Below are 14,081 nucleotides of genomic sequence, written 5' to 3' on the forward strand. Positions count from 1 at the left end.
GCCGAAAGTACTTGGTGGGCAACTGCCTGGGAGGATAGGACATTGCGGGACTTTTTTTAATGAAGCCGTGCAAAAAAATAGATTCATAATGAAAGATATAAGGATACTTAATATCTTTCATTATGAATCTATTTTTTTATGGGGCGAAGCCCCAAACGGAGGCGCAGCGCGAGCGGAGACGGAGTTGCACGGCTCTATTTAACGGCAGTAACTTTAAGAGCTGTTTGAGATGAAAGCTTTTTATATTTTTAAGGAAGGAGCCATCTGGCGACTGACGCGACGAAGGCGTAGCGTTAGCTACGCCGAAGTGCCGCATGAGCGAGTTAAACGGCAGTACAATTGAGAGCCTGATTCAAGTTCACTTGAAATCAATGTTTATGTCTGTATTTTTTATGGGGCGAAGCCCCAAACGGAGGCAAAGTGAAACGGCGCCGGAGTTAGATCCAGACTTGCTTTTTATTGACATGCAATCAATTCGGATTATAGTACAGGTAAGGGGCTAGAGACATTTCAATGCCCTTGCCCCTTAATTAAATACTCTATTCTATATCAATTTTAGCAAATACACAAATCTTGAAACGCTCCCAAGCTATAGTCTTAAGCAGGTAATTGCCATGGCAATTACCTGCTTAACAGTTTTTCAGACGAACTTAATCCACTTGATATTTCGTATTACAGGCGCTACAATTAATTTCGTATTTATATGAATCAAGATTCTTTTCCAATAGTGTTGTCAGTGGAGATTTATCTTCAGGACAACATAAACGATTTTTTATTTGAATCAATGATTGTTTGCTATTGGTTGGCTTTATACTTTTGGGCTCAAAAGTGATATGGACACTACCGCAATTTCCGCATTTGCACTGATAGTTCAAACGAAAAAGATCATAAGTGACATAACACAGGTAACCAATCGTTTTATTACAACCTTCACAGTAGATCCAGCCACCGTAAGCATTGGCAAGCCGCGTGTTTATTAATTCTTTATATGCTGGGATTCTTGCCATAGTGGTGCTCCTTAGGCTCTGCCCATAATGGTCGCCATGTTTTCAGAGCCAAGGATTTTTTTAAGAAAATCCTTGGTGTTCTTGGGCGAACGATATCTGGGTAATTGAGCAAAGATAGCAGATTCGGTATCCATTTCCTCCATCGCTGACAAATAGTTTAAGGCAATAACTTCATCCACTTTTTCAAGTTGACTGTACTCCAAATTAGCAGGATTTAAACGGTGATTAGAAATAGCATAGCCAATCCGCTTTTGACAGTTGCATTTTTCTGAGGCAGCAAGACCGCAATACTGCTTCATAAAATCAGCCATTTTTTGACGAATCCGCGATAAACGCTGGCGGTATGCTTCCGGAGTAATCTCCAGAATTTCACCACAAATCTTGCTGTCTACTCTAAACATGATGCCCAGGACATAGATCAGACGACTTTCCGGGTCAAAACACTGGAGCATGACGTTGGTGCAGGACATTTTAAGTTCGTGAGTCAAAATTTCTTCGTCGACGTCATTTAGTTTACCTGGGTTATTCTCTAAAAATCCGGCTTCGATGTCCGCACCATAAAATTCAAAACTAAGCGGCGGCTGCTTTGCGAAAAAAGATTTTTTATAATTCAGCAGGTAATTGGTAGTGATGCGATATACCCAAGTGGTGAATTCACTTTCTTTCCTAAAAGACGACAAGCTTGTCATAATCTTGATGAGGATTTCCTGGGTGGCGTCTTCCGCATCATGGGGACTGCCGAGCATCCGTAATGACAAATTATATACCATATCCTGTACGCTACCAAGCAGGATTTCCAATGCCTGTTTATCACCACTAAGAGCCAGCTCAATTTGTTCATTTGTTTCAATCGATTTACTGTTCATAATAATCTCCATTTCATGTGATTTTGTTCTATACTAATTAGACAATTGTCGATCAGGACTTGTGACAGGAATTTTTAACTTTTTTCGCATGAGTTATATTTTGTTTGTATACATACTATGGTTATTTTAGTGTTTCGACGCTAACAATAGTTTTAATCGCAAAAGTTTAGATTAATTTAGGCGATACTAAAAAAGACAGGTACACGGAGCCTGTCTTTGAATAAAAGTGTATATTATTTTTAGTTCTGATGGAAAATTACCCGACGCTTGTCCAGGGCAAAATAGAGAACGGAACCTAACACCATGCACGAGATCACTTCGCCAATCCCTACGGTTGCCATCATGACTGGGATTGGTAAGGGAACACCATAACTGAATTTTAAGATAAACGGTACAATGATCATATTGACTATCACTGGGGGAACGGTAACCAGCAGCGGATATTTGTGGTTTCGCAGCTGATAGCTAAGGATTGCCGCAATGAGCGTTGCCAGACTCCCAAAGACAATGTCAATCACGGTACAACCGGTTAACAAATTGCTCAGAAGACAGCCAAGAAACAGACCTGGTATGGCGGCCGGGGTAAAGACCGGCAGGACACAGAGCATCTCGGAGAGCCGAATTTGAATTTCGCCGCTGGCCAAACCCATTGCGCTGGACACAAAGGTCAGAACCACATACATGGCAGCAATGACCGCTGCCTGCGTAACAAAGAGAACACTGATTTTTTGCATAAAAAAAACTCCTTTAGTTTTGTTTTACGTGTGGAAGGTCACGAACACACGAAGATTCAATGAGAAATAAACTCATATACTATAACTATAACGGATATCGACAGAAAAGGCAAGTGAAAACGTCGACTCCAGGGGTTATTTTCACTTGCCGATAGGAGCATTAGTTACTGGAAAAATGCCTGGCATAGATTTCATAATCGCGGTAAACTTGCTCAGAATAGGCTAGGCACCAGTCAAGAACAGCGTGATCAAACCCGTCGTCAGTACCTAAATAACCATTGATCCAGTTGGCATAAGGGCTCTGGACATGGGCCCGGGCCAGGGATAAACCACAATTAATAACGTATTGCTTAAAAGTCTCGAAATCCAGTTCGGATAGATCAACAGTTCCTTTCATGTCCCGAAACTGACGAACATAAAAATCCATCCCTTCGGTAGCAGAAAAATAGCCAAGAAAAGGGTCTGAAGCGGCTTGAAGGATCTGCTGATGGCTAACCACCCGATAGCCATTACCAAGGCCATGAGAGAGTGTATCCGGAGTGGTAAAATTTTTCTGATTGTATTGAGTAATTGCTGATTCATTAGCCTGCTTGATCTGTAAAACAAGATGACTTTCATCTTCACAGGTTAGCACCAGCAGATAACAGCGGGTACCAATACTGCCAACGCCGACGACTCGCTGGGCAATATCGGTTAACACATGTTGGGATAAGAGCATTTCAATATCCGGACGCACCGTTTTTAAATATTGCCGAAAATACTGTTCCACTTCATCAATGAGTTTGGGATCTAAATGGGTGGTAATCGGGGGACTTTCAATAAAAACCCGACGGCCGAATTGGTCTGTTTCGGTCATCTTAGAGATAACCTGATTAGAGGTTCTTTTTTTGGCTTTTTTGATGATTTTTTCAAATTCCTCCCGGGATGAATCGGAAAAACTTTTCAGAAAAAGCTCCTCATCACCCAGAATAAAGTAGCGTTCTAGAGAGGTCATATCGGACATCAGATCAAGACCTTTGCGGTAAAAAGCGGTGGCTTGCAGAATAACATCATGGATTTTTTTAGTATCAAAGCCCAAGTCATGAGCACAAAGAATCACACTGGTAATCAGTCGTTTCAAATCCCACTCCCAAGGGCCGGGAGCGGCTTCATCAAAGTCGTTGAGATCAAAGATCAGTCGGCGTTCCGGAGAGGCGTAGAATCCGAAGTTGCCAATATGAGCATCACCGCAGATGGTCACGTGAATGCCGGACTGAGCCTGGTGAGATAGATCATTAGCCATCAACAAGGCGGTTCCCCTAAAAAAAGCAAAAGGAGAAGCCGTCATTTTTTGGTGCCGCAGCGGAATCAGCTCAGGGATACGAAAATAGTTTTGGCTCTCAATGATCGTAACTGGGTCACGATCAACGGGATGAAAAACAGATTGGGCAGAAAATGGGATTTTTTCTCGAATGGCCCGACCGCTATTGCGATTCATTTTTGCCGTAGGAATTTGCTGATTTTTGGTTAAACCGACAATCATTCATTAACCTCCTGGGTTTTAAATCGTTGTTGCTGATACCAAGGGAATTATATTGGTATAGAGCGGGATTTCTGTTATGCTATTGATGATTTTTATTTTAGCACGGTTGTTTAAACTTGCATAGCAGAATCCGTCGTGGCAGCATTAAAAAAACAGTCCGAGCCAAAGGTCAGACTGCGTAGATCGCGTCGGTTTTAAACTGATGTTAGATTATAAAATGACTTGGTGGTTTTCGCCAGCCATGGAACAGAAATCAGCTACCCCGTTTTCAATGGCAAAAATCTCGAATAAGCCATCGCCAACGGCATACATGCCAGCCAGTCCAGGCATTGCTTCCAGAGCCTTGGCCTGAGATTCAGGTGTTGTACAGAAAACGGCATTGCCTTTAAGGCGGATCCACTTGCCCTCTTTTGAGGCCGAAATTTCCACTGCCGGATTTGCCTTCATTTGAGCATAGCTGGGTTTTTTATTATTGGTACAGAGACAGAGTTTACCATCATAATCCATCACAAATCCATAGGGACGAACCTTGGGTTGGTCGCCTTCAACGGTAGCGAGAAAGAAAACACCACAGTCAGTTAGAAATTCAATTACTTCGTTCATCTTTACCTCCTGATAAACATTGATTTATTTGGTTTATTTTAGTATGATTATAACAATGCCAGAATAAAAAACAAGTAGGCAGTAAATTATGACTTAGAAATAAATTTCTGAGTATTGGAGAAAAAAATGAAAGAAAACCATTGTATAAATGGCGAAGCATGTCCAATCAATCAGGTCGATTCGGAACAAAATCAGCCGTGTGTGAAACCGGAGTGTCGCATTAAACAGGCGCTCAAAATGATTGACGGTAAATGGAAACTCCCAATTATCTGTACGTTGGGTGATCAGACGATGCGGTTTAATGAACTAAAAAGGGAGATCGTCGGGATTACCAGCATGATGCTGACCAGCTCATTAAAGGAACTGGAGGAATGCGGAATCGTCCATCGGGAATCCTATCATGAGGTACCCCCAAAGGTCGAGTACTCATTGACGGATGGCGGCCTCAGTTTGACACCAATTTTATTTGACTTGGGTCATTGGGGACACAAACTAAATACAACAAAGGAAAAGGTAAATGAATAACCAAGAAAAATTTGGAGAACTGGAAAAACTCATCGGGAACACCCCCTTGTTAAAGATCAATTTTTTATATAAGGGCGTATCCCGTAGCGTTTATGCCAAAGCAGAGCATTATAATCTTACCGGCAGTATCAAAGATCGGGTGGCTTTGCATATTCTAAAAAAAGCGTATGAAAAGGGTGAGATCCATGAAGGGGAAACGATTATCGAAGCCACCAGTGGAAATACCGGAATCGCTTTTACAGCCGTCGGCACCTGTCTGGGACATCCGGTTGTGATCTACATGCCGGATTGGATGAGTGACGAACGAAAAAACCTGATCCGCAGTTATGGTGGAGAAGTTCGGCTGGTGTCCAAAGAAGAGGGCGGCTTTTTAGGGAGCATTGCCCAATGTGGTGCGCTGGCGGCTGAAGGCAATGCCTTTTTACCCTGCCAATTTTCCAATGAAGAAAACACTCAGGCCCAATATCAGCGCACGGCTCCGGAAATTGAACGCCAACTAGCAGCGTTTGGCGTGACGCCGCAGGCTCTGGTAGCTGGTGTCGGAACCGGGGGAACGGTTATGGGTTTAGGCCGGTATTTTAAAGAAAAGAATTCGGGGATAAAAGTCCACCCGATGGAACCAGTCAGTTCACCAACCATGTCTACGGGTTATAAGGTTGGTAGCCATCGAATCCAGGGTATTTCAGACGAATTTGTTCCGGATCTGATAAAATTGGAAGAATTAGATGATATTATTGCAGTGGATGATGGGGATGCCATCATTATGGCTCAGAAGCTATCCAAAGAATTGGGACTGGGAGTGGGGATTTCATCCGGGGCCAACTTTATTGCCGCCATTATTGCGCAAGATCTCCTGGAAGACCCCCGTGCAGTGGTGGTCACCGTTTTTGCTGATGATAATAAAAAATATTTAAGTACCGATTATGTTAAGGAAGAAACGGTGAAACCGGAGTTCGTATCAAAAGATGTCAAACTGCTGGATTTTGAAGTAAAAAAATAAACGTCTTCTGAAAATTTTAATAGAAAGTGAGTGAGGAATGAAATGGAAACGGAATACATTGATGTGACGATTGAAAAGACCAAGAAAATTGCCTTAATTGCTCATGATGGAAAAAAAGCCGAGTTATTGGATTGGGCCGTCCGGAACAAAGAAGTATTACAGAGCCATTTTTTATGTGGCACTGGCACTACCGGCCGACTGATTCAGGAACGAACCGGATTGCCGGTTCAAATTTTTCAAAGTGGTCCATTAGGCGGTGATCAGCAGATCGGGGCTCGGATTGTGGATGGCAAAATTGACATGTTAATTTTTATCTGGGATCCCATGGAAGCTCAGCCCCACGACCCGGATATCAAGGCTCTGCTACGGATTGCCACAGTTTATGATATCCCGGTGGCCAATAATTTGGCAACAGCCGATTTTATCATCCATTCACGCTTTATGAATGAAGAATATGTGCATCCAATTGAGGATTATGCCAAACAAATGAAAAGTAGACTGGAAAATGTACTAAAATAGAAAGAGGAAAAAATGACAGTAAATTATAAACCCGAGGGCGTTTGTATTCGTAATATCCAATTTGATCTAAGCGATGATGTGGTCAGCAACCTGGTCTTTGAAGGCGGTTGTGACGGCAATTTAAAAGCCCTGGTTAAACTGCTTGAGAAGAAACCGGCGGATGAAATTATCAGCCTGTTTAAAGGACAGACTTGTGGAAAAAAGCCAACCTCCTGTATGGATCAGTTGGCTATTGCCTTGGAAACGGCCCGAAAGGAAAAGCAGTGAACGGACAAAAAAGAAGTGACGTAAAGATCGGTGCATTGGTGGAGATTATCCTAAAGGCTGACCAGCGCAGCGGCAAGCTGACCCCGGGCCGGGTCGGTAAACTGCTGACGAAAAGCCCCACGCATCCACATGGCATTAAGGTGATGCTCACTGACGGACAGGTGGGCCGGGTAGCTAAAATAGTTGAAGAAGAGGATTAATATTAATAATCATCCAAAAATGTTGCGAAAAGAGGTGAGAAATCACCTCTTTTTTCATTGGATCAAATTCAGTTAGATTAGAATGATGTCCGGTGTGATGCAGTAAAAAAATGAAATCGCTTAAATTAGAAAATCATTTAAGCGTCATTGACGCACAAAATAATCAGTGCTATAATATGCAAAAAAATACTATTTAACATCAAAAAGAACAAAACAGAACATTAATGAACGAAAATTAGTTTGGAGGGAGGTGGTTTTATACGGCTTAAAATATAAATGAATTATTGGTTTAGAGGGAATTCGTTGCAAAGGCGCAACCGCGAATTCTCTTTTTTTATTATATCAGAATATTTTGGCTCCAGAGTTATTCTCAATGATGAGGCGCTGGAAGTAATTAACAGATCTCCGATTGATCGGGATAAGTGTGTTTAGAAAATGACCAAACGGAAGGTAGGTTGGTGGCATTAAATAGCTTGATCTGTTAAAGAATCGAACAATAACTAAGTGTCCGATGAAATATTTATCGGAAAAATATTTTGACATATGTTAAAGAACGACTGTATAATGAAAAACACAATAAAACGTTACTAAAAATAACTAAAACAGCAAAAAAGGTGGTGGGATTATAGATAGAACTAAATAATTGTTTAAGGTGGGTCAGAAATGGATTGTGATTTAAAGTGAAATGATTCCGATCGGAAGATTGAGAAGGGGACATTTGTTTTTTAAATCAAACACAAAAATAGAGTTGAGGAGAAGCGCAATGTATAAAGTACCGGATTTTCTGCCAGGCAGAGATGAGATGTTTAGAATACTTGAAGATAATATAAAGCCGATTACCAGAACCGAGACCATCCGGGTGGCTGATTCGTTAGGAAGAGTTTGTGCAGTCGATGTTTTTGCAAAGAATACCCTGCCAAACAAGCCGACCAGTTCCTGCGACGGTGTTTCAGTTCGGTTTGAGGACTTTTCCGAAGGAATGCCGAATACCCAATCATGGGTAGAAGGCAAAGACTATTGTTTCAGTAATACCGGGGTCGCAATCAATGAGGCTTTCGACACGGTTATTGCCATTGAAAAGGTTGAATTTGACGAAGAGGGTAAAATTTCTTTTTTAAGCGGCCCAAAGAATTTCGGGGAACGGGTCGGATTGGTGGGCGGACAGACCAAAGCAGGCGAGTTGATTGCGCATCAAGGCGAAAGAATCAATGCCTCGTTAATCGGTATGCTGCTGACTAGCGGCATCACCAATGTTAAAGTGTTGGCAAAACCGAAGGTCGCCTTTATCCCCACGGGAGATGAACTGGTACCGGTAGGTTACGATACCCCATTGGGCAAAAATGTCGAATCAAATAGTCTAATGCTGAAAGCGTATATCAATGAATGCGGAGGCGAAGCAATTCTTTATCCGATTATCCCTGATGTGATGGAAAAGCTTAGCGGCGCAATCAGCTCCGCGATAGAAGTAGCTGATCTGGTTTTGATTTGTGCCGGTTCTTCTAAAGGGAATAAGGATTTCACCATTGAACTCTTAGAAAGTGTCGGGAACGTTCTTGTTTATGAACTGGGGCATGGTCCCGGAAAACACTGCAGCTTAGCGTATGCTGGAAATATCCCGATTATTGGCTTGCCGGGGCCACCGATGGGAGCTGATTTGACGGCAGGATTATATGTTAAGAATGCCATGCATCTGATGCAAATGCAGCCGGTTCAGTCCCCCTATGCGATTGAAGCGGAACTCACCGAAGATGTTAACGGCATTGCCTTTGATTTTATTCGTCAGATGAAGGTGGTTATGAAAGATGGAAGATATTTAGCGCAACCCATTGCCAATCAGGGAATGACCCGGGCAGAATTTTATCACCAGACCAATGGCTACTTGTATATTGAAAAAGAAGCAGTGATTAAAGCGGGAACGAATATTACGGTTGAAATGCGTTATCCCAAAGAATATGTTGAGGAAGTATAAGTATGGTAGCAGAGAAGAATACGATTATTGATGAAACGATTAAAAAAATTGAGCAGACACTGGGTTCGGAATTAGATCAGATTACAGTGGAACGGGCGGTTTTTGGCCTATTTTTCTCAGGGGTCAAACTGTCGACCGGACAGGGTGGTCTGTGTTTTACACCTGTGAAGGAAATGCCAGAAGCTGTTTGTTGTCCCAGTACGGCAAAAGCGATGCCGCTATCGGGCAAGCTAGCGGGTCGGGCAGTTTCAAAATACATTGAAGATGTCCATTCAAAGAACCCATTGAAAAAAACCCTTGGTATTGCTACTTTGAATGCACTCAGCACCCTGTGTTGGGAAAAGGAAAAGGAGGATGAACTTAATTACGAAATCATTATGGGGGAAGACGCCTTTGAAAAGGTTGATGTCAGCCAGTATCAGAAAACGGTGGTCATCGGAGCGCTGGTGCCGATGTTAAAAAAGCTGACACAGGCGGAAGCAGATTACAAGGTTCTGGAAATGGATTCAAGAACGCTTAAGGGAAAAGAACTGGAGCACTATGCCCCGGCCACTGATGCCCATCTTTATATTCCAAATGCCGATCTGATTGTGATCACCGGGGTAACGATTTTGAATAATACCCTCTATGATTTGCTGAAAATGGCTAAAAAAGGTGCTGAGATCATTGTCACCGGACCAACTGCCAGTATGTTGCCCGATGCTTTTTTCAAGTATGGCGTGACCCTACTGGGCGGAATTATTGTCACAAAAGCCGATGAAATACTGGACATCATCAGCGAGGGCGGATCGGGATACCACTTCTTTGGAAAATACGCAGAAAGAACGGCAGTCAGAGCAGTATGAAACCAGTGGGATGGATGATAAAGAAGGCAGGCGGAAAATAGGATGAAAATTAGAAGCAATGATTATTTTAAACTGAAAATACTGTTGCTGGTATTGCTAGCACTGGCCTTGTTCGTTGCATCTTTTATCATTGGACGATACGCCATCACCATGAAAACGGTGATTGATATTATTCTGGCACAGTTTTTCGATATTCCCCAATATTGGGATGCGACTCTTAACACGGTAATTTTGCAAGTCCGTCTGCCAAGAATTATGCTTGCAATGATGGTCGGTGGAGCGCTTTCAGTAGCGGGCGCCTCGTATCAGACATTATTTAAAAACCCGATGGTATCACCCGATATTTTAGGGGTGTCAGCCGGAGCAGGTTTTGGAGCTGCATTGGCGATGATCAACAATTCAACATGGTGGGAAATACAGACTGTCGCATTTATTTTTGGAATTATTGCCGTAGCGGCAGCTTATTTAATTGCTCACATGTTTGGGGATCATACCATTACAGTCCTTATTTTAGCAGGAATTGTGGTTTCCAGCCTCTTTCAGGCATTGATCTCGATTGTCAAAACCCTTGCAGATACGGAGAATGAACTGCCGTCCATCACCTTCTGGTTAATGGGCAGCCTGGGAAAAGGTACAATGAATGATGTTTATATGATGGTGCCAACATTGATTATTTCACTGGGAATGATCTATTTCTTCCGGAATCAGATTAATACCCTGGCAGTCGGCGAGGATGAGGCAATAACGATGGGCGTCAACGTACCGCTGGTAAAACTGGTTGTTATTGTGAGTTCAACATTGATGACAGTGGCAGCCGTCAGCATTTGCGGCATCATCGGCTGGGTTGGTTTGATCGTTCCGCATCTTGCCCGAATGATCACGGGCGCTAATTATTCAAAAATTGTGATAACCTCTTTCCTGATTGGCGGTGCGTTCCTGCTGATTATCGATGACATTATCCGCGGTGTAGAAGGGGTCGAATTACCGCTTGGCGTACTGACCGCACTGGTCGGAACACCAGTTTTTGTGTTCTTGTTATCACGAGTAAAAAAGGGGTGGACATAGTGCTGACCGTTGAAGAATTGAGTTTTTATTATGACCCGGATCGGATGATCTTAAAAGACATCTCATTTAGTCTGGAAACAAAAGATATTCTATGTTTGTTAGGTCCTAATGGAACCGGCAAGACGACCCTGCTACGATGTCTGTTAGCCTTAAATAAAATGAAGAGTGGCAGGCTTGAAATTGATGGGTGTGATTTAACTAAAGCCAATATAAAAAAAAGAGCTGAAATGATGGCCTATGTTCCACAAGCGACAGTCATGGCTTTTTCTTATGAAGCCCGGGAAATTGTGATGATGGGGCGGGTCACGCACCTAGCCAGTGGCGGCAGCGCTTCAAGAGAAGACCGGAAACAGGTGGATGAAGCCATGGAAAAGCTGGGCATTCGCCATATGAGTCGAGCTTTGTTTAATGAAATGAGTGGTGGCGAAAGGCAAATGATTCTGATCGCCAGAGCATTGGTACAGCAGGCGAAAATACTGGTTATGGATGAGCCAACCGCAAATCTTGACTACAGCAATCAAGTAAAAATGCTACAAGTCATTAAGGATTTGGCTGAGCAGGGATATTCAATTTTAATGACCTCGCACTTTCCTGATCATGCATTTTTAGCCTGCAATCGGGCAGTGCTGATGAGAGATGGATATATCATGTCACAAGGATTGCCGGAAGATATTGTGAACACCGAAAATTTGACTAAACTGTACGGAACACCCGTGTGTGTAACCGAAGCAAAATTGGATTATCAGGACAGGACAATTAAAGTCTGTGTTCCGGTTATGAATTAAGATAAAGAAATAAGAAAAAGATAGGAGTAAGAAATGAAAAGATTTAAGAGCATCGTGGCGTTATTTTTAGTGATGGTTTGCATTGTAACGTGTTTTTCAGGTTGTACAAAAACTACCGCTACGGAAACAAAAGAACCTACCGAACGCACCGTCACCGATATGGCAGGTCGAACCGTTACCCTGCCAGCGGAAATAAACAAAATCGGAACCTTTGGTGCGATTGGTGTGTTGAACACATTTGTCGAAACAATGGGAGCCGGTGACAAGATCTGCAACGAGGGTTCGCCATCATTTGTGAAAAGTCCAAGCTGGGCCAAATATCAGTATTTATTTGCTCCACAGTTGCCAAATTGTCCAGCTTTTCAGGGCGCTGATGGGGAAATACTGATGGAAAATGTCCTGGCAGCCAAACCAGATCTTTGCCTGACCATGGATGCAGCCGTGACACAGCAGCTTGAGGCCCAGGGACTTAAGGTGGTTCAGCTATCCTGGACAGAGACCGAAGATGTGGAGAAATGTATCACCCTACTGGGAGTGGTGCTGAATAAAGAAGATGTGGCCAAAGACTATCTGGCATATTTTAATCAGATGGTGACAGAAGCCGAAAAACTGACGAAAAATATTAAAGAAGAAGACAAGAAAAAAGTGGCCTACGGAACCATCTCAGAATTTACCCAGCCTCATATTATTGCTGAATGGTGGATCCCGGAAGCGGGCGGTATCAGCGTTACCAGTACCTCCAGAACCGGTAGCAGTAAAGAAAAACTGGTTTATACCATGGAGGATCTGCTGCAATGGAATCCCGACGTCATGATTGTTGCCAGTAAAACTGAAAAAGAAACAGTTCAAAAGGATACCCGTTTTGCGGATATCACTGCTGTTCAGGATGGGGCAATCTATGTTATACCTCGCGTTGCCCATGTTTGGGGGAACCGCACCACCGAACAACCGTTGACAATTATGTGGACAATGAATAAATTATATCCGGAAATCATGACCAACGAGACGTTGGCTGAAGATATTTCTTATTTTTACAGCCATTTCCTGAAATATGACTTTACCGATGAACAAATTAAAGAAATTATTAGCTAAAGATGAAGACTAAAATGAGTAGTAAAGGAAGAAAGACACATGAATAGAAATCTAACATCGGATCAGGCTCTCGCGCTGATGAAAAAGGCCAGAGATCCAAGAAATGCCCAGGTGCTATTTCACCAGGCCTCAGAAATAAGAGATCAGGAGATTGGTCGTCGTTTGTGGTGGACTTCTGGTTCAGGAGGTATTTTCCCCTGTACGGTTACACCGCGCTGTTCGTATTGTACCTTTTGTACGGACAAACTATTTCCCATTGACACGCTCTTAAAAAGTCTGGAAAAGATCGAAAATCTTGGTCTCCAGCAGTTTCACATTAGCGGTGGAACCGATTTACAGGACGGTTACGACGAGCAGATTTTAGAGATGGTGCAGTTGATACAAGCACGTTCAGGACTGAAACTGGAAATCAATCTCGGGCCCTCTTTTAAAAAGCAAACCGTGATTGAATTAAAAAAAATGGGAGTGGACAGCATTACCAGTTCACTGGAGTCCAATGCGCCTGAAGTTTTCAGCCTCGCAAAGCCTGGGGACAGTCTGGACCGTCGTCGAAAACTGCTGCAATTTTGTGAGGAGGCGGATATACCCAGTCGCTCGATGATGCTGGTGGGGTTGGGAGAAACAGATCAGGAGAGAATCGAGCATCTGTTTTTTCTAAAACAGTTCAGTAAACTATATCAGCTTCGTATTTCCCGCTTTATGCCTTTTCCGGGAACCGCTTTTCAGAATAAACCACGATGTTCGCCATGGGAAACCGCTCTAGTAACTGCCATGGCACGGTTGATCCTGCCGAATATTGAGATCAGTTTAGCAGCCGGCAACAACTTAGATGATATTCCCCTCTGGTATATGGCGGGTGGTGGTAATCAGCTAATGGGCGTTTCGATTGCCAAGCAGAAGCCTCTATCCGTGCTGGATGTCGATGTTTATGAAATTAGCGAAAATGCTTTCGTGGTGGATAAACGAAAACAGGTGGAACGCATACTAGAAGCAATGCAGATGGAAGTTTCAAATCAAATGCCTGACTATAAAAAAGAGTTAAAGGGCTGATACAACTTAGTGATTTTTCAATTTAAGAAACA

At 42.9% G+C, this 14,081-nt stretch carries 17 protein-coding genes; 12 read left to right on the forward strand and 5 right to left on the reverse strand.

Translation table 11 applies throughout. The features are described 5' to 3' along the window. Positions 1–202 (forward strand): hypothetical protein (locus tag Q7P33_RS09355; protein WP_303869657.1); only part of this gene is annotated, 202 nt, incomplete at its 5' end. Positions 203–650: 448 nt separating this feature from the next. Here Q7P33_RS09355 and Q7P33_RS09360 read toward each other — a convergent pair. The 5 genes from Q7P33_RS09360 to Q7P33_RS09380 form a co-directional block, all read right to left on the reverse strand. Further along, positions 651–1,007 (reverse strand): hypothetical protein, encoded by a 357-nt coding sequence (locus Q7P33_RS09360; RefSeq protein WP_303869660.1) that lies wholly within the window; start codon positions 1,005–1,007, stop codon positions 651–653. 11 nt (positions 1,008–1,018) lie between these two features. Then, positions 1,019–1,873 carry an RNA polymerase sigma factor gene (locus Q7P33_RS09365; RefSeq protein ID WP_303869663.1) on the reverse strand — a complete coding sequence of 285 codons (855 nt, stop codon included), beginning with the start codon at positions 1,871–1,873 and terminating at the stop codon, positions 1,019–1,021. 239 nt (positions 1,874–2,112) lie between these two features. Next, entirely contained in the window at positions 2,113–2,607 is a 495-nt protein-coding gene (locus Q7P33_RS09370) for a QueT transporter family protein (protein WP_303869666.1), read from the reverse strand. Between the two features lie 160 nt (positions 2,608–2,767). Further along, complete coding sequence (locus tag Q7P33_RS09375; protein ID WP_303869668.1) at positions 2,768–4,129, reverse strand: DUF2252 domain-containing protein; 1,362 nt, start codon at positions 4,127–4,129, stop codon at positions 2,768–2,770. 210 nt (positions 4,130–4,339) lie between these two features. After that, positions 4,340–4,732 (reverse strand): pyridoxamine 5'-phosphate oxidase family protein, encoded by a 393-nt coding sequence (locus Q7P33_RS09380; RefSeq protein WP_070371752.1) that lies wholly within the window; start codon positions 4,730–4,732, stop codon positions 4,340–4,342. A 126-nt stretch (positions 4,733–4,858) separates the two neighbouring features. Here Q7P33_RS09380 and Q7P33_RS09385 point away from each other — a divergent pair, with 126 nt between their 5' ends. The 11 genes from Q7P33_RS09385 (at position 4,859) to Q7P33_RS09435 (ending at position 14,049) form a co-directional block, all read left to right on the forward strand. Further along, positions 4,859–5,257, forward strand: coding sequence for a helix-turn-helix domain-containing protein (locus tag Q7P33_RS09385; protein ID WP_303869677.1), 399 nt, complete (start codon positions 4,859–4,861; stop codon positions 5,255–5,257). Beyond that, a complete protein-coding gene (locus Q7P33_RS09390) occupies positions 5,250–6,257 on the forward strand; it encodes a PLP-dependent cysteine synthase family protein (protein ID WP_303869680.1) in 1,008 nt (335 codons plus the stop codon). Before Q7P33_RS09385 ends, Q7P33_RS09390 begins: the two co-directional genes overlap by 8 nt. 42 nt (positions 6,258–6,299) lie before the next feature. Beyond that, on the forward strand, positions 6,300–6,776 hold the full coding sequence (locus Q7P33_RS09395) for a methylglyoxal synthase (RefSeq protein WP_303869682.1): 477 nt from the start codon (positions 6,300–6,302) through the stop codon (positions 6,774–6,776). A gap of 12 nt (positions 6,777–6,788) precedes the next feature. Next, positions 6,789–7,043: a TIGR03905 family TSCPD domain-containing protein gene (locus tag Q7P33_RS09400; protein WP_303869684.1), complete on the forward strand. Its 255-nt coding sequence runs from the start codon at positions 6,789–6,791 to the stop codon at positions 7,041–7,043. After that, positions 7,040–7,243, forward strand: a complete 204-nt coding sequence (locus Q7P33_RS09405; protein WP_303869685.1) for a YwbE family protein — start codon at positions 7,040–7,042, stop codon at positions 7,241–7,243. The genes Q7P33_RS09400 and Q7P33_RS09405 overlap by 4 nt, the downstream gene beginning before the upstream one ends. A gap of 763 nt (positions 7,244–8,006) precedes the next feature. Beyond that, positions 8,007–9,212: a molybdopterin molybdotransferase MoeA gene (locus tag Q7P33_RS09410; RefSeq protein WP_303869687.1), complete on the forward strand. Its 1,206-nt coding sequence runs from the start codon at positions 8,007–8,009 to the stop codon at positions 9,210–9,212. 2 nt (positions 9,213–9,214) lie between these two features. Continuing rightward, positions 9,215–10,057, forward strand: a complete 843-nt coding sequence (locus Q7P33_RS09415) for a DUF364 domain-containing protein (protein ID WP_303869690.1) — start codon at positions 9,215–9,217, stop codon at positions 10,055–10,057. Positions 10,058–10,099: 42 nt separating this feature from the next. Further along, the gene (locus Q7P33_RS09420) at positions 10,100–11,122 is read left to right on the forward strand and encodes an iron ABC transporter permease (protein WP_303869692.1); all 1,023 of its coding nucleotides are present in this window, start codon (positions 10,100–10,102) and stop codon (positions 11,120–11,122) included. Continuing rightward, complete coding sequence (locus tag Q7P33_RS09425) at positions 11,122–11,907, forward strand: ABC transporter ATP-binding protein (RefSeq protein WP_303869694.1); 786 nt, start codon at positions 11,122–11,124, stop codon at positions 11,905–11,907. Before Q7P33_RS09420 ends, Q7P33_RS09425 begins: the two co-directional genes overlap by 1 nt. Positions 11,908–11,940: 33 nt before the next feature. Beyond that, entirely contained in the window at positions 11,941–12,999 is a 1,059-nt protein-coding gene (locus Q7P33_RS09430) for an ABC transporter substrate-binding protein (RefSeq protein ID WP_303869695.1), read from the forward strand. 39 nt (positions 13,000–13,038) lie between these two features. After that, positions 13,039–14,049, forward strand: a complete 1,011-nt coding sequence (locus Q7P33_RS09435; RefSeq protein ID WP_303869696.1) for a radical SAM protein — start codon at positions 13,039–13,041, stop codon at positions 14,047–14,049. Positions 14,050–14,081: the final 32 nt, after the last annotated feature.

The sequence above is a fragment of the Acetobacterium wieringae genome, assembly GCF_026646375.1.
Classification (GTDB): domain Bacteria; phylum Bacillota; class Clostridia; order Eubacteriales; family Eubacteriaceae; genus Acetobacterium; species Acetobacterium wieringae_A.

Excerpts from the sequence above, each read along its gene's own strand:
- Q7P33_RS09360 (WP_303869660.1), bottom strand. The coding sequence starts at position 1,007 with ATGGCAAGAATCCCAGCATATAAAGAATTAATAAACACGCGGCTTGCC.
- Q7P33_RS09365 (WP_303869663.1), bottom strand. The coding sequence starts at position 1,873 with ATGAACAGTAAATCGATTGAAACAAATGAACAAATTGAGCTGGCTCTT.
- Q7P33_RS09370 (WP_303869666.1), bottom strand. The coding sequence starts at position 2,607 with ATGCAAAAAATCAGTGTTCTCTTTGTTACGCAGGCAGCGGTCATTGCT.
- Q7P33_RS09375 (WP_303869668.1), bottom strand. The coding sequence starts at position 4,129 with ATGATTGTCGGTTTAACCAAAAATCAGCAAATTCCTACGGCAAAAATG.
- Q7P33_RS09380 (WP_070371752.1), bottom strand. The coding sequence starts at position 4,732 with ATGAACGAAGTAATTGAATTTCTAACTGACTGTGGTGTTTTCTTTCTC.
- Q7P33_RS09385 (WP_303869677.1), top strand. The coding sequence starts at position 4,859 with ATGAAAGAAAACCATTGTATAAATGGCGAAGCATGTCCAATCAATCAG.
- Q7P33_RS09390 (WP_303869680.1), top strand. The coding sequence starts at position 5,250 with ATGAATAACCAAGAAAAATTTGGAGAACTGGAAAAACTCATCGGGAAC.
- Q7P33_RS09395 (WP_303869682.1), top strand. The coding sequence starts at position 6,300 with ATGGAAACGGAATACATTGATGTGACGATTGAAAAGACCAAGAAAATT.
- Q7P33_RS09400 (WP_303869684.1), top strand. The coding sequence starts at position 6,789 with ATGACAGTAAATTATAAACCCGAGGGCGTTTGTATTCGTAATATCCAA.
- Q7P33_RS09410 (WP_303869687.1), top strand. The coding sequence starts at position 8,007 with ATGTATAAAGTACCGGATTTTCTGCCAGGCAGAGATGAGATGTTTAGA.
- Q7P33_RS09415 (WP_303869690.1), top strand. The coding sequence starts at position 9,215 with ATGGTAGCAGAGAAGAATACGATTATTGATGAAACGATTAAAAAAATT.
- Q7P33_RS09420 (WP_303869692.1), top strand. The coding sequence starts at position 10,100 with ATGAAAATTAGAAGCAATGATTATTTTAAACTGAAAATACTGTTGCTG.
- Q7P33_RS09430 (WP_303869695.1), top strand. The coding sequence starts at position 11,941 with ATGAAAAGATTTAAGAGCATCGTGGCGTTATTTTTAGTGATGGTTTGC.
- Q7P33_RS09435 (WP_303869696.1), top strand. The coding sequence starts at position 13,039 with ATGAATAGAAATCTAACATCGGATCAGGCTCTCGCGCTGATGAAAAAG.